The 21820-nt window shown below is 66.9% G+C and carries 13 protein-coding genes and 2 pseudogenes; 7 read left to right on the top strand and 8 right to left on the bottom strand.

Annotated features, from left to right (window positions below):
- Positions 1 to 25 precede the first annotated feature (25 nt).
- From AB0N06_RS27590 to ngcE, 5 genes are all read right to left on the bottom strand, one after another.
- Positions 26 to 1141 (bottom strand): sugar ABC transporter substrate-binding protein, encoded by a 1116-nt coding sequence (locus tag AB0N06_RS27590; protein ID WP_366137376.1) that lies wholly within the window; start codon positions 1139 to 1141, stop codon positions 26 to 28.
- A gap of 120 nt (positions 1142 to 1261) precedes the next feature.
- A complete protein-coding gene (locus AB0N06_RS27585) occupies positions 1262 to 2461 on the bottom strand; it encodes an ROK family transcriptional regulator (RefSeq protein WP_366137375.1) in 1200 nt (399 codons plus the stop codon).
- Positions 2462 to 2662: 201 nt separating this feature from the next.
- On the bottom strand, positions 2663 to 3580 hold the full coding sequence (locus tag AB0N06_RS27580; protein WP_358856365.1) for a carbohydrate ABC transporter permease: 918 nt from the start codon (positions 3578 to 3580) through the stop codon (positions 2663 to 2665).
- Complete coding sequence (locus tag AB0N06_RS27575; RefSeq protein ID WP_366137374.1) at positions 3580 to 4503, bottom strand: sugar ABC transporter permease; 924 nt, start codon at positions 4501 to 4503, stop codon at positions 3580 to 3582. Before AB0N06_RS27575 ends, AB0N06_RS27580 begins: the two co-directional genes overlap by 1 nt.
- A gap of 50 nt (positions 4504 to 4553) precedes the next feature.
- On the bottom strand, positions 4554 to 6002 hold the full coding sequence (gene ngcE, locus AB0N06_RS27570; protein WP_366137373.1) for an N-acetylglucosamine/diacetylchitobiose ABC transporter substrate-binding protein: 1449 nt from the start codon (positions 6000 to 6002) through the stop codon (positions 4554 to 4556).
- A 503-nt stretch (positions 6003 to 6505) separates the two neighbouring features.
- On the opposite strand from ngcE, the gene AB0N06_RS27565 reads away from it, so the two are divergent.
- A complete protein-coding gene (locus tag AB0N06_RS27565) occupies positions 6506 to 10354 on the top strand; it encodes a GH92 family glycosyl hydrolase (RefSeq protein ID WP_366137372.1) in 3849 nt (1282 codons plus the stop codon).
- A 154-nt stretch (positions 10355 to 10508) separates the two neighbouring features.
- Here AB0N06_RS27565 and AB0N06_RS27560 read toward each other — a convergent pair whose 3' ends face one another.
- Both AB0N06_RS27560 and AB0N06_RS27555 read right to left on the bottom strand, forming a co-directional pair.
- Positions 10509 to 10820, bottom strand: a complete 312-nt coding sequence (locus AB0N06_RS27560) for a cupin domain-containing protein (protein ID WP_358856361.1) — start codon at positions 10818 to 10820, stop codon at positions 10509 to 10511.
- A gap of 146 nt (positions 10821 to 10966) precedes the next feature.
- Positions 10967 to 11611 carry a histidine phosphatase family protein gene (locus AB0N06_RS27555; protein ID WP_366137398.1) on the bottom strand — a complete coding sequence of 215 codons (645 nt, stop codon included), beginning with the start codon at positions 11609 to 11611 and terminating at the stop codon, positions 10967 to 10969.
- Positions 11612 to 11762: 151 nt separating this feature from the next.
- On the opposite strand from AB0N06_RS27555, the gene AB0N06_RS27550 reads away from it, so the two are divergent.
- Both AB0N06_RS27550 and AB0N06_RS27545 read left to right on the top strand, forming a co-directional pair.
- Entirely contained in the window at positions 11763 to 12608 is an 846-nt protein-coding gene (locus AB0N06_RS27550) for a helix-turn-helix transcriptional regulator (RefSeq protein WP_366137371.1), read from the top strand.
- A complete protein-coding gene (locus AB0N06_RS27545; RefSeq protein WP_366137370.1) occupies positions 12592 to 12798 on the top strand; it encodes a DUF397 domain-containing protein in 207 nt (68 codons plus the stop codon). The genes AB0N06_RS27550 and AB0N06_RS27545 overlap by 17 nt, the downstream gene beginning before the upstream one ends.
- A 6-nt stretch (positions 12799 to 12804) precedes the next feature.
- On the opposite strand, the pseudogene AB0N06_RS27540 reads toward AB0N06_RS27545, so the two are convergent.
- Positions 12805 to 13100, bottom strand: a pseudogene (locus AB0N06_RS27540) (hydroxymethylbilane synthase); the annotation flags it as partial.
- A 903-nt stretch (positions 13101 to 14003) separates the two neighbouring features.
- Between AB0N06_RS27540 and AB0N06_RS27535 the strand changes: the two are divergent.
- The 4 genes and pseudogenes from AB0N06_RS27535 to AB0N06_RS27520 all read left to right on the top strand — a co-directional run bounded on the left by AB0N06_RS27535 (position 14004) and on the right by AB0N06_RS27520 (position 21771).
- Positions 14004 to 14504 (top strand): hypothetical protein, encoded by a 501-nt coding sequence (locus tag AB0N06_RS27535; RefSeq protein WP_366137397.1) that lies wholly within the window; start codon positions 14004 to 14006, stop codon positions 14502 to 14504.
- Positions 14505 to 14576: 72 nt separating this feature from the next.
- Positions 14577 to 15026: pseudogene (locus tag AB0N06_RS27530) on the top strand (LamG domain-containing protein); the annotation flags it as partial.
- The gene (locus tag AB0N06_RS27525) at positions 15015 to 15752 is read left to right on the top strand and encodes a LamG domain-containing protein (protein WP_366137396.1); all 738 of its coding nucleotides are present in this window, start codon (positions 15015 to 15017) and stop codon (positions 15750 to 15752) included. The pseudogene AB0N06_RS27530 and the gene AB0N06_RS27525, both read left to right, overlap by 12 nt.
- A gap of 208 nt (positions 15753 to 15960) precedes the next feature.
- Positions 15961 to 21771, top strand: a complete 5811-nt coding sequence (locus tag AB0N06_RS27520; RefSeq protein WP_366137369.1) for an RHS repeat-associated core domain-containing protein — start codon at positions 15961 to 15963, stop codon at positions 21769 to 21771.
- Positions 21772 to 21820: the final 49 nt, after the last annotated feature.

Genomic DNA, 21820 nt, shown 5'->3' with positions numbered 1-21820 from the left:
ACCGGTCCCTCGACGAGGGAGAGCCCTACTTCAGGCCGAGCTTGTCGCAGGCGGCCTTGTACTTCGCGGTGCAGATCTCGCTCACCTGGTAGATGCCGTCCTTGAGAACGGTGTCCTGGATGTTCTCCTTGGTCAGCGAGACGACCGGGATGATCACCGCGGGGACCTGCTTGGTCGTCGGGCTGTCGACCGTGGAGGTCGCGAGGGAGCCGAGCTTCTTGCCCTGGGCCAGCTTCACCGCCATCTCGGCAGCGATCGGGCCCTCCTGGACGTAGGGCTTGTAGATGCTCATGAACTGCTCACCGGCGACGATGCGCTGCACACCCGCGAGCTCGGCGTCCTGGCCGGTGACCGGCGGGAGCGGGGAGATACCGGCGGCCTTGAGCGCGGTGATGATACCGCCGGCCATGCCGTCGTTGGCGGAGTAGACACCGACGATCTTGTCCTTGCCGATGGCCGAGATCGCCGCGTCCATGTTGGCGTTGGCGTTCTCCGGCTTCCACTCCTTGGTGTCGTACTCCTTGCCGATGTTCACCTTGCCGTCGAGTTCGGCGTGCGCGCCCTTCTTGAAGTCGGCGGCGTTGGGGTCGGTGATGGCACCGTTCATCATGACGATCTTGCCGGACTTCGCCTTGTCGCCGAGCGCCTCCAGCAGCGCCTTGCCCTGGACGTGTCCGACCTGGACGTTGTCGAAGGAGACGTACGAGTCGATCGGGCCCTGTGCCAGGCGGTCGAAGGCGACGACCGGGATACCGGCGTCGTGGGCCTTCTGGACCGAGGTCTTGATGGAGGCGGAGTCGACCGCGTCGACGATCAGCGCGTCGACCTTGTTGGTGATCATCGTGTCGACCTGCTGGGCCTGGGTCGGCGCGTCCTGCTTGGCGTTGAGGTACTGGACCTTGCCCTTGCCGTTGGTCAGCTCGCTGACCTTCTTCTCGATGAGCGGCTTGTCGAACTTCTCGTAGCGCGCCGTCTGGTTCTCCGGAAGGAGCAGACCAATGGTGATGTCGTCGCCCTTCTTGGCGCTCGACTCCGTGCTCTTCTTGCCATCGGCGTCCTTGGCGCTGCCACAGGCAGCGAGGGACACGGCCATCGCGGTGGCGGCAACGGCAACGGCGGCACGACGCATACGCGTGTTCATTCTCGAACCTCCCTGACGAGGCCGCGACGTTGCGGCCGAGGTGGCTGGAAGTCAACTCGGCTGCGACGTCAACGTCAAGGAGTAAATCCTTAACGAGATGACAACGGTGCCATTCGTTATCTAAGTGAAGGCAGGAGTTGACGTGGGCTGGGCGCTCTCCAAAAGGGTTGAATCCCCCATTTCGCTCAGTACGAGAGCCAGCGCACCGAGCACCTCGGCCCGGCCGCCGAGGGCACCCGGAAGGACCGAGAGCTGCCGGGCGGCGCTGGGGATGGCATAGCGCGACACCGAGTCGCGGATCGGCCCGAGCACCAGCTCCCCCGCCTCGGCGAGGGAGCCGCCGAGAACCACCCGGCTGGGGTTGAGCAGGTTGCAGAGATTGGCAACGCCGCTGCCGACGTGCCGCCCGACATCCGCGATCACCCGGCGGCAGCCCGGGTCGCCCTCCCGGGCCAGCTTGACCACCCGTTCCATCGTGAGATCGGACCCGTGGCTGGACTGGAGCAAGGGCAGCACGTACCGCGCGGCGGTGAAGGTCTCCAGGCACCCGCGGTTGCCGCAGCGGCAGACGGGGCCCGATTCGTCGAGCGTGATGTGGCCGATCTCGCCGGCTGTGCCGCCCGGCCCCCGGTAGATGTGCCCGTCGATCACCAGACCGGCGCCGACACCGCTTGCGACCTTGATGTACGCGAGATCCTTGACCCCCCGGCCGCTCCCCCAGACGAGCTCTCCCAGCGCCCCGAGGTTGGCGTCGTTGTCGACGTACACCGGCACGCCCAGCCGTGCGGCGAGCTCCGCGCTCGGATTGATGCCCGTCCAGCCCGGCAGGATCGACGTGGAGCCCAGCGTGCCGGACTCCACATCGATCGGACCGGGAACGCCGAGGCCCACTCCGATCACCTTGTCCGGGCCGATCCCGGTCGTCTCGATCAGTCGATTGACCAGCCGCTCCGCCCGTCCGAACCCCTCCGCCGAGGAGGCGTCCACGTCGAGCGGCTCGGACTCCTCGGCGAGCACCTGGTGGGCAAGGTTGCCGACTGCCACCCGCAGATGCGTATGTCCGAAGTCGACGCCGATCACGATGCCCGCGTCACCGCTCAGGGAGACGCTGCGGGCCCGGCGGCCGCCCGCCGAGGTGGGGGTCACCTCGACCGTGCCGCCCTCCTTCAGTTCGCGAACGATATTGGAGACCGTGGCCGCGGAGAGGCCCGTGCTTCTGGCGATCTCCGCCTGGGTGAGCGAACCCGCCATACGTACGGCACGCACGACCCGCTCAAGGTTGGCGCGATGCAGAGATGTCTGCGACCCCGGAGTCTCCATCGACTCTCTCACTCCTACCGTTTTCTCCAACATGTGAACTCTAAGCTGACCGTTTTGGGGTCCTCCCCGTCAAGACCTTGAGCAGTCCAAGCCTCGGATGAGCGGGCAGGCCCCGAGGGGCGGACACAGAGAACGGACGAACCGCCCGTCGGCACAGGGCCGGCGGGCGGTTCGTCCGTCTCTACGGTGTGCGGCGCGCCGCTACTTCACGGCTCCCGCGGTCAGGCCCGCGACGACCTGGCGCTGGAAGATGATGTAGGCGGCGAGGACCGGCAGCATCGCCATCACCAGACCGGCGAAGAGGCCGGACCAGTCCCCCTTGTATCCCTGGCTGGTGGCCAGTTCGACCAGGCCCTGGGAGAGCACCCGGTGATCCGGTTCGGTGTTCAGCACCGTCGGCAGCATGTACTGGTTCCACTGCCCGAGGAAGTTGAAGATGCCGACGCTGATCAGGCCGGGCTTCGCCATCGGCAGCATCACCTGGAAGAACGTCCGGGTGTGCGAGGCCCCGTCGAGCATCGCCGCTTCGGCCACCGAGGTCGGCAACGTCCGGAAGAACGAGGTGAGGAAGAAGACGGTGAACGGCAGCGAGTACGCGATGTAGACCAGGATCAGTCCGTGCACCGTGTTCAGCAGACCCATGTTGTTCATCACGAAGAACAGCGGGACCAGCGCCAGGATGATCGGGAAGCTCATCCCGCCGATGAACAGGTAGTAGAGGAAACGGTTACCGGGGAAGTCGAACCGCGCCAGTACGTACGCCGCCATGGAACCGAGCAGCAGGGTGCCGATGAGCGAGCCGCCCACCACGATGATCGTGTTGAAGAAGTAGTCGCTCATGTGCGCCTGGCTCCAGGCGCGCGACCAGTTCTCGAAGTGCAGCTTGTCGGGCAGCGCCCACGGCGTCGACAGGATCGAGTCGTCCGACTTGAAGGACGCCATCACCGCCCAGAGCAGTGGCATGACGACCAGGATCGCCCAGATGATCAGTACACCGTGCGAGAAGACGTTGAGGACGGAGCCCTCGCTGCTCTTCTCCTTCTTGCCACCGGGCACGGTCACCGGCGACACGGGCACGCGGTCCGCCGCAGGCGCGGGAGGGGTGTCAGTGGTCTTCATCAGAACTCCAGCCGCTCGCGCCGGCCCAGTCGCATCACGATGGCCGCGAAGGCCATGGTGACGATGAGCAGTCCGACACCGATCGTTGTTGCGTATCCTGCCTGGCCGTCACGGAAGGCCGTCTGGTACACGTACAGCGGCAGGACCGTGGTCGAGTAGTCGGGACCACCGGGACCCACGGTCATGACCTGTACGGCCGTGAACGCCTCCACGCCGAGCGCCAGAATTCCCATGTAGACCCAGCCCGACTGCACGGTGTCCCAGAGCAGCGGCAGGGTGATCCGGAAGAACGTCGTGATGCGGTTGGCGCCGTCGAGGAGCGCCGCCTCGTAGAAGTCCTTCGGAATGGACGCCATTCCGGCGGAGAACAGGACGACGAAGAATCCGACCGTCGACCAGACCAGCACCGACATGACGCAGATGAGCGCGAGGTTCGGATCGCCCAGCCAGTCCGGCTGGACGGAGCCGAGACCGATGCCCTTCAGGGTCGAATTCAGCATCCCGTCACTGGGGTTGAACGCGAACTGGAAGAGCAGGGCGACGATCACGATCGAGAGCACCTGCGGGAAGAAGTAGGCGATCTTGTAGAAGCCCGAGCCCCGCACGCCGGCGACCGTGGCGTTCTTCCGCCGCCGGCCGCCGACATTGAGCATGAAGGCGAAGAAAAGCGCGAGGCCCAGCGTCACCAGCGGCAGCAGCAGCACAAGCAACACACTGTGCTGCAGGGACTTCCAGAAGATGTCGTCCTTGAACATCCTGGTGTAGTTGTCGAAGCCGACCATCTTGAAGTCCGGGCTCAGGCCGGTCCAGTCCGTGAAGGAATAGTAGATGGACTGGATGAACGGCCAAATGACGAAGACCGCGTACAACGCCAGTGGGGCCGCCAAGAACCCCACAATGAACCGGTACTTGCCGTGCTGCATCGTTTACCGACCCCGATCTTTCCGCGGGTGCCGCCGCTGGTGACGGTTGCTCACTGGTGCTTGTAGTGCTTGATGGACTGATCCTTGGCCGCCGCGTCCGCGAAGGCCTGGATCTTCTTGATGGCTTCCGCCGGGGTCGCGCGGCCCGCCATCATCTCGCCGATGCCGGCGACGCCGATCTGCTCCTTCTGGAGCTTCACGTACCAGTCCTGCAGACGCGGGTTCACCACGTTGTCGCCGGCCTTCTTCAGCGCGTCGACGCCGGCCTGCATGGCCGTGGACAGGGTCAGACCGTCGGTGCCGCCGTTGAAGGCGCTGAGGGACTTGACCTGCTTGGTGAAGTTCTTCGAGGACTCCTCGGAGAGCATGATGCGCAGCTGCTCCATGCCGCCCTGGGGGTTCTTCGCCTTGGCCGGGACGATGAAGGGCTCACCGCCGGAGGCCCAGATGGTGCCGAACGGCATCTTGTCGGACGCGTCCAGGCTGGACGGCGCCGAGACCATCATCTTGAAGTCCTTGGGCGTGGTGGGCGCCGCCTCGTTCTCCACCCACGAACCGTTCGGGATGAAGAGCGCCTTGCCCTTGGTCCACTCGGTCTGCGACTGGATGTGGGTCATGCCCGGGGTGCCCTTGAGGATGTACCCCTTCTTGTACAGCTCGTAGTACGCCTCGAACGCCGCCTTGACCGCGGGGTCCTTCCAGGCGTTCGGCTCCAGGTTGTCGATCTTGTCGAGAACCTCCCGGCCACCGATCTTGGCGATGAACGGGTAGAGCGAGAACGGCAGGTAGTACGGGTACTTACCGGCGTACGTCCAGCCGGCGATGCCCTTCTTCTTCGCCTTCGCGCAGAGGGCGAGCATGTCGTCCCAGGTCTCGGGGTACTGCGCGTCGAGATTGTCCAGCGCGGTCTGCGAGTACCAGACACCGTAGACCGTGTACGCGTAGTACATGATCCAGACCGGGTCGCCGTCGAACTGGCCCATCTCCAGGACACCGGGGCGCAGCGTGTCGCGGACCTTCTTGCTCGGGTCGTCGATGGACGGGGCGTCCATCAGCGGCGTCAGGTCGAGCAACTGCTTCTTGCCGACGAGGACACCCATGTCCATCTGCTCGGCACCCGAGTTGTCGATCAGGTCCGGCGGGGTGCCGCCGTTGAAGCGCGGCTGCAGCTGCGACTGGATCTTCTGGGTCGCGGTGTGCTTGACCTTCGGGGCCTTCGGGTAGGCCGCGTTGTACTTCTTCTCCGCGTCGATCGCGTACTGCTGACCGAAACCGCCGTCGAAGATGACGACGTCGAGGGCGGCGGTCTCGTTGACGCCGAGCGGGTTCTTGGCGCTCGTCTTGCCCTTCTTGACCGAGTCGTCGGTGCCGCTGTCACTACTCGCACACGCCGACAGGAAGCTCATGGTCGGAACGGTGATCAGACCGAGTGCGGCAGACCGCTTGATCACGTCGCGACGGCCAAGGCCCTCATTCGTGTGGCCGGAGGTGGATCCCATGCTCAAGTCCTCGCCTTCTCCAGGACTCAGGCGGTGTGTACCGGTCGCCCGTCGAAATTCGCCTCAGGCGAAGGGCCCCGCCACCGCGGTCAGTTGCGCTTGGGTCATGCTGATTTTGCAGGCTAGCCGGATGCAGTGGGGGTTTCGGGAGATCGAGCGGCGGATGCACCTCATGGGTACCCCCTCGACCGTTCCCCCGGCCCCCTTGTCCGCCCGCGTGGAAAACGGCGGGGCAGACGCCGACAGGTATAGTCCACTTGCGGCCAACTGAGCAAGATCGAATGCAGCTTTGGACAGCAGTCTTTCCCGAGTTGAGACCTCGCGGATACATGGGCCCCGTGCGCCCTCGTCCGGGTGTAACGATTTCCGCAATCCGGTCGATTCACCCAGCCCTCCGCGTCCAACACCCTTGACACATCCGGCCACTTGGCTCCCTACTGGATCCTGCGCATCACTCTGACAACGTTGTCCAGCGCGCACTTCCCCGGGAGGAATGGCTCGGCATGCAGCCCCGACATGGTTCTCGCAAGAGACAAAGCCGCACAGCCGCATTCATTGCGGCCTCACTGGTCCTGGTCGTGACCGCCCCGACGGCGGCCGCCGCCCAGTCGGCAAGTTCCCCCGAAAGGGGTGAAAAGCCCACAGCCGACCAGACGTTCACCTCCTCGTTCGAGGCAGACGAAAAGCAGCCGGACTGGCGCAATACCGCGGAAGAGGGACCTGACGGAAAGAAGCGGTCGTCGGGCATCGATGGTGGCTTCTCGTCCGGAATACCGGGCAATGTCACGGACAAGGTCATGGATGTCCGCGCCAGTGACGAAAACACCGGCGGCGGTGAGGTGAAGGAGAACCTCATCGACGGGGAGTCCGCCACCAAGTGGCTGACCTTCGAGCCCACCGCCTGGCTGGAGTTCGATCTGGCCGAGCCGGTCAAGGTCGTGACCTACGCACTCACCTCGGCCAACGACTACGCCGAGCGCGACCCGCGGAACTGGACGCTCCAGGGCTCGTCCGACGGCAAGACGTGGAAGGACCTCGACTCCCGGACCGACCAGTCCTTCAGCGAGCGCTTCCAGACCAAGTCGTACGACATCACGGCCGACACGGCCTACCAGCACTTCCGTCTGGACATCACGAAGAACAACGGCGCCTCGAACATCACCCAGCTCGCCGACGTCCAGTTCTCCGACGGCAACACCAGCACGCCGGCGCCCGCCGAGATGCGCAGCCAGACCGACCGCGGTCCGTCCGGCTCCCCCACGGCCAAGGCCGGCGCGGGCTTCACGGGCAAGAAGGCCCTGCGCTACGCGGGCACGCACAAGGCGGACGGCCGGGCGTACTCGTACAACAAGGTCTTCGACGTCGACACGGCCGTCACCCGGGACACCGAACTCTCCTACCTCGTCTATCCGCAGATGGGCGAGACGGACCTCGCGTACCCGGCCACGCATGTGGCGGTCGACCTCGCGTTCACCGACGGCACGTACCTGAGCGATCTGGGCGCCACCGACAGCCACGGCGGCCCGCTGACCCCGCAGGGCCAGGCCGATGCCAAGCGGCTGTACGTCAACCAGTGGAACAAGGTCGCCTCGCGCATCGGCAGAGTCGCGGCGGGCAAGACCGTCGACCGGATCCTGGTGGCGTACGACTCCCCCAAGGGCCCGGCGAAGTTCCAGGGCTGGATCGACGACATCAAGCTCGCCCCGAAGGCCCCGGAGAGCCGCAGGGCGCACCTGTCCGACTACGCGTCGACGGTCCGCGGCACCAACTCCAGCGGCGGCTTCTCACGCGGGAACACCTTCCCCGCCACCGCCGTCCCGAACGGCTTCAACTTCTGGACGCCGGTCACCAACGCCGCCTCGACGAGCTGGCTGTACGACTACCAGCGCGCCAACAACGCCGACAACCTGCCCACGCTCCAGGCGTTCAGCGCGAGCCATGAGCCGAGCCCGTGGATGGGCGACCGGCAGACGTTCCAGCTGATGCCGTCGGTGGCCAAGGACACCCCGGACGCCTCCCGCACGGCACGCGCGCTGCCGTTCAGGCACGAGAACGAGACGGCGAAGCCGCACTACTACGGTGTGACGTTCGAGAACGGCCTCAAGGCCGAGATGACGCCGACCGACCACGCGGCGCGGATGCGCTTCACCTACCCCGGTGACGACGCGTCCGTCGTCTTCGACAACATCTCCAACGACGGCGGACTCACCCTCGACCCGGGGACCAGCTCCTTCACCGGCTTCTCCGACGTGAAGAGCGGCCTCTCCACCGGCGCCACCCGGCTCTTCGTCTACGGCGTCTTCGACGCCCCGGTCACCGCGAGCGGCAAGCTCAAGGGCGGCGGCGGTGACGACGTGACGGGCTACCTCCGCTTCGACGCCGGCAAGGACCGTACGGTCAACCTCCGTCTGGCCACCTCGCTGATCAGCATCGACCAGGCGAAGCAGAACCTCGCCGCCGAGATCCCCGCGTCCCGTTCCTTCGGCCGCGTCGAGGACCGGGCGCAGCGGGCCTGGGACGAGATCCTGGGCAAGGTGGAGGTCGAGGGCGCGGACGCCGACCAGCTGACGACGCTCTACTCCAGCCTGTACCGGCTGTACCTCTACCCGAACTCGGGCTTCGAACGGGTCGACGGCAAGGACCGGTACGCCAGCCCGTTCTCGCCGCAGATCGGCCCGGACACCCCCACCCACACGGGGGCGAAGATCGTCGACGGCAAGGTGTACGTCAACAACGGCTTCTGGGACACCTACCGGACGACATGGCCCGCGTACTCCTTCCTCACACCGGACAAGGCCGGCGTGATGGTCGACGGTTTCGTCCAGCAGTACAAGGACGGCGGCTGGATCTCCCGCTGGTCCTCCCCCGGCTACGCCGACCTGATGACCGGCACCTCGTCGGACGTCGCGTTCGCGGACGCGTACGTCAAGGGCGTGAAGTTCGACGGCGAGGCGGCGTACGAGGCGGCCCTGAAGAACGCCACGGTGGTTCCGCCGACGTCGGGTGTCGGCCGGAAGGGGATGGCGACGTCCCCGTTCGTGGGCTACGCGAACACGTCGACGCACGAGGGTCTGTCCTGGTCGCTGGAGGGCTACCTCAACGACTACGGCCTCGCGCAGATGGGCCAGGCGCTCTACAAGAAGACGAAGAAGGAGCGGTACAAGGAGGAGTCGGAGTACTTCCTGAACCGGGCCCGCGACTATGTCGAGCTGTTCGACTCCAAGGCGGGCTTCTTCCAGGGCAAGGACGCCAAGGGTGACTGGCGGGTCGCCTCGGACACGTACGACCCGCGGATCTGGGGCTACGACTACACGGAGACGAACGGCTGGGGCTACGCGTTCACGGCTCCGCAGGACAGCCGCGGTCTGGTCAACCTGTACGGCGGCCGCGACGGCCTGGCGAAGAAGCTCGACACGTACTTCTCCACCCCGGAGACGGCCGGTCCCGAGTTCGTCGGCTCGTACGGCGGTGTCATCCACGAGATGACGGAGGCCCGTGACGTACGGATGGGCATGTACGGCCACAGCAACCAGGTCGCGCACCACGTCACGTACATGTACGACGCGGCGTCGCAGCCCTGGAAGACCCAGGAGAAGGTCCGCGAGGTCCTCGGCCGCCTCTACACGGGCAGCGAGATCGGCCAGGGCTACCACGGCGACGAGGACAACGGCGAGCAGTCGGCCTGGTACCTCTTCTCCTCACTCGGCTTCTATCCCCTGGTAATGGGCAGTGGCGAGTACGCCATCGGCTCGCCGCTCTTCACGAAGACCACCGTCCACCTGGAGAACGGCCACGACCTCGTGGTCAAGGCCCCGAAGAACAGCGCGAAGAACATCTACGTGCAGGGCCTGAGGGTCAACGGCAAGAAGTGGACGTCCACGTCGCTGCCGCACGAGCTGCTCGCCAAGGGTGGCGTCCTGGAGTTCGACATGGGCGCCAAGCCGTCGGCGTGGGGCACGGGCAAGAACGCGGCCCCGACGTCGATCACCCAGGACGACCAGGTGCCGTCGCCGAAGAAGGACGTACTGAAGGGCGAAGGCGCGCTGTTCGACAACACGTCGGCCACGACGGCGACGGTGACCGGCGAGGTGGAACTCCCGGTGGGGTCGGCGACGAGGGCGGTCCAGTACACGCTGACCTCGGGCGCCGCGGCGAAGGCGCCGACGGGCTGGGTTCTGCAGGGCTCTGCGGACGGCACGACGTGGAAGGACCTCGACAGGCGGTCCGGGCAGTCGTTCGCGTGGGACAAGCAGACCCGGGTGTTCTCGGTGGGCACGGCGGGAACGTACGCGCGCTATCGCCTGGTGCCGGTCGGTGAGGGGACGCTGGCGGAGGTGGAGCTGATCTCCTGACCTCTCCACTCCTGTGAACGGCCGGTACCTCGGGTGAGGTACCGGCCGTTCTTTCGTCCCACGGTGCAGACGGACTCGGTCGTCGGATCGGGCCGGCCGCCGAGGAGCCGAGAGGTACGGGGACGGCATCCCCGGCGGTCCATGGCGCTCGGACTCAGGACGAAGCGGCCGCAGCCGATGTCCCCTTGAGCTCGATCTCGACGAAGGCCAGCCAGGCACTGCCGGTGTTGACGACATCGTGCTCGCCACCGGCCGGGCGGGCGTACGACTCACCGGCCCGCAGCTGAGACTCGGTCACCGACCCGTCGGGCGCGAAGGCGCTGATGACACCGTCGACGACCGGCACGACCACGTAGTCATGCGCATGGACATGGCGGCCGGTACGCGTCCCGGGCTCGAAGTCCCAGCGGGTGACCCGCACCTGGTCGTCCTCGTGCTGCACACTCGGGCGAGCGGTTGTCGTCATCGGCCTGCTCCTCGCTGTTGGTTCGTACTCGTGCTCCGGGCCGCAAAATCCCACGTGACAGCTTTGATCGCCGCGTCGCACCAGCCGAATATACGTGCCGCCATCAGCGCCGCACCGGCGCCCCGGGATGAACAGCGTGGCCCTGCTCAGCCCTGCTCGGGCGACTCCGGGACGGCGGCGCGGAAGAGCCTCTCGGGCAGGGCCAGGTTCAGAGCGGTGATGACCGGCTGCCCGTGCTCGGTGCCGAGCCGGGAGACGGCCCCGGTGGCGAGCTGGAACATGGTGCCGCCGGCAGGAGTCAGCCCCAGATAGCGGGCGGTGAGCACGCGCAGGAAGTGGGAGTGCGCAACGAGAGCGATGTCCGCGTCCCCCACCTGTTCGGCGGCCGTCCGGATCTCGGTGAGCATGCGGTCGGCGCGCCTGCCCACCTCAGCCGGCGTCTCCCCGGGGTGCGCCGCGGGGCCGGGGGTGACGCCGTCGGTCCACAGGTTCCACGAGGGCCGGGTCCGGTGGATCTCGACGGTGGTCACGCCCTCGTAGCCGCCGTAGTCCCACTCGCGCAGGTCGGGTGTGACACGGGGTGAGTCAAGGCCGGCGAGCTCGGCGGTGCGCCGGGCGCGCAGGGCCGGGCTGACCAGGGTGAGCCCGATCTTCCGGTCGGCGATCAGCGGCACGATCGCACGGGCCTGACGCTCACCGAGGGGGGTCAGGGGCAGATCGGTGTGGCTCGTGTGCCGCCCGTTCCGGGACCACTCGGTCTCGCCGTGCCGGATAAGGATCAACTCGCCCATGGGTGCCATCCGCTCTCTGTACTGTTCGCGCCGCGTGCTGCGGATGTTGCAAACCCGCTGATCCACGATTGCATTCCGGACCGTCCACGATGGGGTGGCCGGTACCGCGTTTCCGAGTCCGGGGACCTCGTGTCCGGCTACATTCCGCCACATGCCGCAACCCAAGGAACTGGACCCGTACACCAACCCGCGAGCCTTCTACGGCTCCGAATTGCGCCGCCTGCGCGAGGCCGCCGGGTTGTCCCAGGAGCAGCTGGGCGAGCGGGTGTTCTGCTCGGGGTCGTACATCGGGCAGTTCGAGTCGGCGAACCGGCGGCCGCAGATCGACATGTCCCGCGTCTTCGATCAGCTCTTCGGTAGCGGGGAGCATCTGGAACGGTTGTGCCGGCTGGCCGGAAAGTCGAAGGTGGCGGACTACTTCGCCGATGCCGCGGAACTGGAACAACGGGCAACAGCGATCAGCGAGTTCGCCCCGATGGTGGTTCCGGGAATGCTCCAGACACCGGCCTACGCGAGAGCACTGACGAAGTCCGTACAGCGGTACGCCCCGAATGACGTCGTCGAGCAACACGTCAGCACACGTATGGAACGCGCCCAACTACTCACAGGCGGCGATCGGCCCCTCTTCTGGGCGATTCTCCATGAGGCCTCACTCCGGGTACCTCTCGGCGGTCCCGTCGCGATGCACGACCAGCTGATGCATCTCGTCGAGATGGCACACACTCACCCACACATCATTCTGCAGGTGTTGCCCTTTTCCGCCGGTGCACATCCGTTCCTGAACACCATGGTCTCGCTGATGCAGTTCGCCGATGCTCCGCCGGTTGTGTACACCGAAGGGTCCTACACGGGCCAACTGGTCGACGAACCGGCCCTGGTAGCGGACTTTCAATCCTCATACGATCTGGCCAGGGCCGTCGCTCTGTCGCCGGAGACGTCCCTGGCCCTGATCGAATCGGCGGCGAAGGAGCACGCACCAGATGAGCACCGCACCTGAACCGAACTCGGCCGCCTGGCGCAAGTCGACCTACAGCAACGGGGACGGCGGCAGCTGCGTGGAGGTGGCCGACGGCGCCCCGGACCTCGTCCCCGTGCGCGACAGCAAGATCACGGACGGTCCGGTGCTCGTGTTCGGCGCCGTCGGCTGGATGGCCTTCGTCAAGGGCGTCAAGAGCCGTGCGTTCTGAAGCAGTTCAGTGAGGGATCCCGTCGATGAGTTCGCGCCTGGCGCAGGAGGGCGACCGCGACGGACGTTCCGAGCGTGGCCGGGTCCAGGCGGCCCGCCCACTCGCGCGCGTTGAGGATCCTTGCCGTCGGGTGTGAAGTCCTTCGCCCGCAATGACAGCTCGCCGGTGCCTTCGGTGCGGGCGTAGCCGACGATGGGGCTATTGCAGTGGCCCTGCAGGACGTGCAGGAACATGCGCTCAGCGGTAGCCTCGCTGGCCGGGTGGCCGAGGCCGCTGATCGCGTCGATGAGGTCCGCGTCCCCCCGGTTTCCCCAGCGCACGCCGCCTACCCATGTCAGCGGAGACGTAGGACAGTTGGGGCGCTCGGGCACATGTGCGATAGATGCCCACCGCAGGTCCGCAGCCTTCGAGAGGAGGCAAGCGAGGAACGTCTCGACGTGATGGGACGCCGCAGGAGCGAGCCGCTGATCATCGGTACTACATGGCGATCAGCGGACTGTGGCACCGAAGGCGAGACCATCGGCAGGGAGGCCGCCGTCACCGGGCTTGAAGGTCTGGCTGGGGGCACCCTCGTTGGCGGTGCCCCCAGGGGGGGGCCATACACCGCGCGGCCCTCCGCCGGGCCATAGGGCATGCCCACGTACAACAGGGACGGACTACTGCCCAGGCTCATGCCGGCGAACTGCCGTGGAGCTGATTGTGAAGGGATTCCGTAACCTAACCTGGCTCGATCCAGCCTGTCGGCGGCTCCGGGAGCTCCGAGCATCGAGAACAACGCCACGCCACCCTTATCTGCCTGCTCCGGCGCCGAATCCTCGCCCGGGACCCCCACGGCTAGCCGCATCATGGCCGGGGTACTGACCACGTTCGTAGTGGTGTTGACGGCGGCGAGCCGCTGGCCGAAGGAGTCACGGGGTTCCACCTCCCCCTCGACGTCGGGCGCATCCTGGTCGATCCACTGGGTCTCTGCGACCGTTCCGTCGCCTTGATCTGGTAGACCTGCGCCGCGCCGGCATCCACAACGCTTCCTATGTCCTCACCCGGGACACCCACCGCGAGCATCGAGTTGGTGACCGTCGCCTTCCCGCTCGGGCGGTACGGCGCCATCGCCACCGAAGTCCCGTACTGGTCACCCTCCTGAGCCGCGCGATCAGGCCCCGCGGTACAGCCCTGCCCCATACCGAACAGGGGACCGCACGGTCGAGCTGCGCCAGTACAAGGACGACAAGCCGCTTCCGACGGGCACCGCGGCCGACTACGTCTCCACCCGGTACGGCTACACCCTGGCCGGCAGGCTGGACAAGGTCACCGACAACAAGAGCATCGTCTGGTCGTACACGTGCGACCAGCATGGTCGCAAGCACATCTCGACCGACCCGGACACCGACTCCACCAGTTACGAGTACGACGACCTGGACCGGCTGCTCTCGACCACGGACTCCCTCTCCAACACCACTACGACGGTCTGCGACAAGATGGGCTCTGCCACCGCGCCTCCACCTTGCCGGATCGAGTGTGTCTCCACATCCAACCGGCTCAGTGGCCTCGGTCGCGAGCAGCGACCCGGTGAACGTGCTGTCCAGAGAGTACCCGTCGGACACGGTTTACCACGACGGGGTGGGCACCTACGGCACCTTCACTTTCGCGCCGAACCCGAACGACTCGGTACCGGACACCGACGTCGTGAAGTACCGGTACGCCTTTGACGGCACTGCCAGCCCGACCACGACAGTGACTGCGTCCACGGCGGGCGGCCCGGCAGCGCGGGCGCCTACCTCGACACCGGTGAGACGGTGATTGACTCCTCGAAGGGCTTCAGCGTGAGCGCCTGGGTCCGTCCCACGGCCTTGGACCACAGCATGGCGGTCGTGAGCCAGGACGGCACGGGCGAGCCCGGCTTCACCCTCGGCTACGACGCCACAGCCGGAACCTGGGCGTTCTCCGTGCCCGTCACCGACGTCGATACGATCGGCCAATGGAAGGCCGTGTCCACTGGGGTCTCCGTGGTCAAGGACCAGTGGGTCCTGCTGACCGGCGTGTACGACGCCCAGAGGACCGAACTGCAGCTGTACATCAATGAGTTGTCCAAGGGCGTCGCAGTGCGTCGCTCGGTGTGGAAGTCGTACGGCCCGCTGCAGATCGGCCGTGCCACGGCGAAGAGCGGCTACCGCGACAACTTCACCGGAGACATCGCCGAGGTCCGTGTCTTCGACCGGGTGCTGCCCGCAGCGCAGGTCGCTGAGCTCAAGACGGTCAAGCCGCAGCGCAAGGGCTACTGGCAGCTCGATACGGCCACCAACGGTGTTTCCGCGGAGACCGGGAACGGTGCGGGCCTGACCCTCGCCGGCAATGCGTCGATCTACCGCCCGGCGGACCCGCTGTTCGACACCGCGCCGCTGGTTGGCGAAGGCAACCTGGTGCTGGACGGAGACGGGGACTACGCGGCCACGGCCACGGCCCCGGTCACCGGCGGCTCCAGCTTCACGATCTCCGCCCGGGCGCTGCTCACCTCGCTCGATGCGACGAAGTCGCAGACCGTGCTCTCGCTGCCGGGTACGGCCGCAAACCGAGTCCAGGTCCGGTACCAGGCAGCTACCCAGCAGTGGGAGCTGGCCGTCGCCGAGTCCGACTCGGCCACGGCCGACGTGAAGGTCTTCAACGACGACCAGGAGCTGCCCGACACGGACGGCTCCGGCCAGCACCTGGCCGTGGTCTATGACGCCTTCGCCAATGAGATCCGGCTGTACGTCAACGGACAGCTGGCCAGTACGGCACACGGCGCCGAGGAAACCCTCTGGTCCGCCACCGGCGGTCTCCAGGTGGGCCGTTCGGCGCTGGATGGCGGCAGCGAGTACTTCGCCGGTGCCATCGATGAGGTGCGCGCCTACAGCGGTGCAGCCGACCCGGTAGCTATCCGCCAGATGGCGGCGCTGACGGCGCTGCCGGAGATGTAACACACCCCGCGGGTTTGCCGGCCTTCCACGGAAGGCCGGCACACCCGCGACTTCTTTTCCTGCTCACTTTGCTCATTGCGACATCGATATGCGGAGTGCATTGATGTATCTACGTGGCCGATTGCTTGATCGGCGCATACCAAGACGATTCCTCAGCGGGGCAGTTTTCGGCCTGACGCTGGCGCTGTCCGCGTCCACCATCCAGGCCGTGGCCTACGCCGACGGCAAGGGTCAGGGCCGGCCCGGCGTCCAGGATCTCGGCGACCCGGTCGACGGCACCGCGGGCAAGGTCAAGGGCCGACCGGCCGACCCCGCCCGCAAGGCCGCCGTGACCCAGCTCGACAAGGCTGTCTGGCCCGGTCAGGGCAGCGCCGACATCACCGTGTCGGCCGCCGGGGCGAAGAGCCCCACCGAGGTCAAGGTCGGCGGCCTGCCGGTCTCTGTCACCGCGCCCAAGGACTCCGCCAAGGCCAAGTCCACCGCGGGGACGGCGAGTACGGCGCCGGGCAAGGTCAAGATCGACCTTCTGGACCCGCAGCGCGCCGCCAAGCTGGGCGCCGGCGCACTGCTGCGCGTGCAGCGGGCGGACGAGGGGGAGCAAGCGGCCAAGGTCCGCCTGAACGTGGACTATTCGGCGTTCGGCGACGGCTACGGCGGCAACTACGGGGCCCGGCTGCGCCTCGTACAGCTGCCTGCCTGCGCCGCGGTCGCCGAGCCGGGCAGCAAGACCTGTCCCGAACTGCCCAAGGAACTGCCGACGGTGAACAACGCGAAGGACCACACGGTCTCCGCGGACGTCACCGCTGTTCCGGCCGCCTCCGGCACGTCGACGATGGCCGTGACGGGCGACTCGCTGGTCGCCCTGGCCGCAGGCGACTCCTCGTCGCAGGGCAACTACTCGGCCACCCCGCTGTCGAAGTCCGCGAGCTGGACCGTCGCGAACTCCTCGGGCGGCTTCTCCTGGTCGTACCCGCTGCGTACGCCGCCGACCCCCGGCGGCCTCACGCCCACGGTCGGCCTCGCCTACTCGTCCCAGTCCGCCGACGGCCGCACCGCCGACACCAACAACCAGGGCTCCTGGATCGGTGAGGGCTTCAGCTATGAGCCGGGCTACATCGAGCGCCGCTACAAGGCCTGCTCCGACGACGGCCACTCCGGCTCCGCCGAGCAGTGCTGGGCGTTCGAGAACGCCACTGTCCTGCTGAACGGCATGTCGACGGAGCTGGTCAAGGACGCCACCGACGGCAAGTGGCACCTCGCCGCCGACGACGGCGCCAAGGTGGAGAAGCTCACCGGCGCCACCAACGGCGACAACGACGGTGAGTACTGGATGATCACCACGACCGACGGCACCGAGTACTACTTCGGCAAGAACCGGCTGCCCGGCTGGGCCACGGGGAACGAGGAGACCGCCTCCGTCTGGACCACCCCGGTCTTCGGCGACGACTCCGGCGAGCCCTGCTACAACGCCACCTTCACCAGCGCCCACTGCAACCAGGCCTGGCGTTGGAGCCTCGACTACGTCAAGGACCCGCAGGGCAACGCCCTTTCGTACTTCTACGCACGGGAGACCAACTACTACGCGCTGAACGGCAAGACGGACGTCAACGGCACCGCCTACCACGCCGGCGGCTACCTGAAGCGCATCGACTACGGCCAGCGCGACGGCCAGGTGTACGCCGCCCAGGCACCCGCCCGCGTCGTCTTCAACACCCAGGAGCGCTGCCTGCCGACCGACACCTTCACCTGCGCGGCGGCCGACTTCAAGAAGGAGAACGCCGCTCACTGGCCGGACGTCCCGATGGACCGGTACTGCGCCGCGAGCACCAAGTGCACCGCCTCGCAGGTGGCGCCGTCGTTCTGGACCCGCAAGCGGCTGGCCGGCGTCACCACGCAGATCCGCAAGGACGCCACGACGTACCAGGACGTGGACGCCTGGACCTTCACCCACCTGTTCACCGACAACGGCGACGACTCCAAGACGCTGTGGCTGTCCAAGATCGACCACGAGGGCCGCGTCGGCACCGCCGCCAAGCTTCCCTCGCTGGAGCTCTACGGCATGCAGCTTGCCAACCGCGTGGACGCGATCGGCGACAACATCGCACCCTTCTACCGCTTCCGGCTCGCCGCGGTCCTGAGCGAGACGGGCGCCCAGCTGGACGTCAACTACGCGCCCACCAATTGCACCAAGGACGCGCTGCCGAAGCCGGGTGAGTCGACCAAGCGCTGCTATCCGGTCAAGTGGTCCCCGCCGGGCTACATCGACCCGATCACGGACTGGTTCCACAAGTACGTCGTCGCGGAGGTCATCGAGACCGACCGCACCGGCGGCGGCGACAAGCTGGTGACGAGGTACGACTACCAGGGCCCGGCCGCTTGGCGGAAGGCCGAGCCGGACGGCATCACCGAGGACAAGTACCTCACGTGGGGCGGCTGGCAGGGCTACGGCAAGGTCAAGGTGACCAGCGGTGCCGAGGACAAGCAGACCACCCGTATCGACTACACGTACTTCCAGGGAATGGACGGGGACAAGGACTCCGCAGGCGGTACGCGCAGTGCGGAGGTGACCGACTCCGAGGGCACCAAGTACACGGACTACAAGGAGTTCACCGGTCAGGAGCTGGAGGCCGCGACCTACGACGGAGACAAGCTCGTCTCCAAGTCGATCAACACCCCCGCGCGGTACTTCACCGCGACGGCAATCAACATCTGGGGCTCCACCAAGGCGTCGATCACCAAGACGACCAAGGTGCGCGGCTACACCGTCACCGAGGGCGGTGACGGTCGCCGCGAGACCGAGCTGAACACCAAGTACGACACGTCCAACGGCACCGGCCGCGCGATCGAGTCCGAGGACCTCGGTGACCTCTCCACCACCGCCGACGACACGTGCACCCGCACGTACTACGCGGACAACACCGCAGCGAACATGCTGGAGCTGACGTCACGGATCGAGACCGTCGCCGTCAAGTGCACCGCGACACCTGACCGCAAGACTCAGGTCATCTCCGACGAGCGCACCTCGTACGACAGCGGAGCCTTTGGCGCCGCACCCACCAAGGGCAACGCGACGACGACCGAGCGCCTCAAGTCGCACGACGGCACCACCGCGACCTATCAGGTGACGGGCACCACGGCATACGACGCCTTCGGTCGCCCCACCTCGCAGATCGACGCTGTCGGTGCGGAGACCAAGACCTCGTACACCGACGTCAACGGCCTCATCTCCCAGACGAAGGTGACCAACGCGCTCGGGCACGTCACGACCAGTGACATCGCCGCGGCCTGGGGCCAGTCCACCGGTCAGACCGATGCGAACGGCAAGCGCACCGACCTCGCGTTCGACGGCCTCGGCCGGCTGGTCTCGGTCTGGCTGCCGAACCGCGCCAAGACCCAGACCCCGAGCATCAAGTACTCGTACATCGTGCGCCGGGACAAGGCCGTCGCAGTCAAGACGGAGAAGATCGAGGAGAGCGGTGCGTACGGCAGTGAGTACGAGCTGTACGACGGACTGCTGAGGCCCCGCCAGAAGCAGACCGAAGGCCCCGGTGGCACCCGCATGGTCGCCGACACCTTCTACGGCGCCACCGGCAAGATCCTCAAGACCAACGCCACGTACAACGCGTCCGGGGCTCCCTCGGACGAACTGCTGATCGTGCGCAACGGCGAGGTCGGCGCGCAGACCCAGTACGAGTACGACGGCCTGGGTCGCACCACCGCGGAGATCTTCGCGGTCTCGGGCGCCGAGCAGTGGCGTACCACGTACACCCACGGCGGCGACCGCACCCACATCGACCCGCCGGTCGGCGGCACGCCAACGACGACCCTGACGAACGCCCGCGGCCAGACCACAGAAATGCGTCACTACAAGGGTGCCTCGCCTGTCACGGGAGGCCCGTCCTCGGGCTACGACACCACCAAGTACGAGTACACGGCAGCGGGCCAGCTCAAGCAGCTGACCGACGCCAAAGGCAACAGCTGGAAATACACGTACGACCAGCGAGGCCGGCAGACCGAGGCGCGGGACCCGGACGCCGGAACGACGACGACCACCTACGACGACGCGGACCAGGTCCTCTCGTCCACAGACGGCCGCCGCAGCGAGACCATTTCCACGGTCTACGACAAGCTCGGCCGCACCATGACGACCTGGGACGGCGCGCCGACCACCGGCACAAAGCTCACTGAACGGCGCTACGACAAGGCCGGCTGGTTGGGCAAGGAATACGCCTCGCTGCGCTACATCAGCGGCACCGAGTACTTCGCCACGGTCGTGCAGTCCATGGACGACTTCTACCGTCCGCTGAAGACGGCCTACGCGGTCCCCGCCTCCCAAGGAGCACTGGCCGGTACCTACACCTACACCGCCGACTACAACCGCGACGGCACCAAGCAGAGCGACGGAGTCCCCGCGGTCGGCGGTCTTGACGCCGAGGTACTCGCCTACGGGTACGACGACCTGCAGCGCATGACGACGATGACCGGCGCCACGCCGTATGTCACCAACACCATCTGGTCGGGACGCAGCCTCCTGCAGCAGCTGGAGCTGTCGAACGGCGGCAAGAAGAGCTGGCAGACCTTCGACTACGAGACGGGAACCGACCGGCTGACCCGCTCCGTGGTCGATGTCGCGGGCTCCACCACCGGTCCGGCCAAGGAGTCGAGCTACTCCTACGACCAGGTCGGCAACATCCTGTCGGTCGCGGACACCGCAGGCACCGGGGCTCCCGACCTGCAGTGCTTCACCTACGACTACCAGTACCGGATGACGGAGGCCTGGACCCCGGCGACCGGCAAGGACGCCGCCAAGGCGTCCGGCACCGTCGGAAGCCAGATCCCGCTCGGTGGCTCGCGCCCGGCCGCATGCAGCGGCACGCCCGGCAGCTCCGCACTCGGTGGCCCGGCGGCCTACTGGACCTCGTACACCTTCGACGAGGTCGGCGACCGGCTGTCCGAGACGGTGCACGACACCGGCCTGGACGCCGCCAAGGACACCAAGCGCAACCTGACCTACAAGACGGGCACTCACCAGGTGTCCAAGGTCGTCGAGAACACCCCGACCGGTGACCGTGAGTACTCCTACACCTACGACTCTGCGGGCAACACCCACACCCGCACCATCGGAGGCAACACCCAGACCCTGGAGTATGACGCCGAAGGCAAGGTGATCAAGAACAGCCAGCCCGACGACGTCACGACCCCCGCCAAGAACGAGGCATCACAGACCAGTTACCTCTACGACGCCGACGGCGGCCGGGTCCAGCGCAAAGACCCCTCGGGCACCACGATCTACCTGCCCGGCACCGAACTCCGCCTCGACGCCGGCTCGTCGACGGTCAAGGCCACCCGCTACTACGGGTACGGCGACTCCACGATCGCGGTCCGAGACAACACCAAGAAGCTCTCCTTCCTCGCCTCGGACCACCACGGCACCGGCGAGCTGTCGATCGACGCGACGACGGGGGCCATCACCCAGCGCCGCTTCGACCCGTACGGAAACAACCGCGGTACCCAGCCGGCGCAAGGGGCCTGGCCCGGCGAGAAGGGCTTCGTGGGCGGCACGATCGATGCCTCCACGGGCCTGACGACGATCGGGGCGCGGGAGTACGACTCCTTCCTCGGCAAGTTCATCTCGCCCGACCCGGTGGTGGACACCAGCGATCCCCAGCAGCTGAACGCGTACGCGTACGCGCACAACCGTCCTGTCTCGGCGAGTGACCCGACGGGTCTGTACGACCCGGACGAGCGGGCGTACTGCCAGCAGCACCCCAGCAGTTGCACTGGCCAACGCGTCAAAACCAATCAGACAACTGAGCAGAAGGCCGCCGACGACGCCACGGACAACCTGAACAACGCCGAGGCGAACCTCAACGGCTCCAAGGGCCGCATCAAGCAGGCCGTCAAGGCGATCACCAAGATCGTCATGGACGAGCTGGGCATCACCGCGGCCCTGGACTGCTTCTCCAGCGGCGACCCAGGGTCATTGCATGATCGAGATCTGTCTGGGTTCGTCACGTGAGGCCGAGGGCTCGTAGGGGCCGGTGGTAGTCGCGGCCGGTGCGGCGGAG

It is taken from the genome of Streptomyces sp. NPDC051020 (assembly GCF_040683105.1).
In the GTDB taxonomy this organism is placed as follows: domain Bacteria; phylum Actinomycetota; class Actinomycetes; order Streptomycetales; family Streptomycetaceae; genus Streptomyces.
Note: the sequence above shows the minus strand (reverse complement) of the source record. Positions and strands in the feature narration are given on the sequence as shown.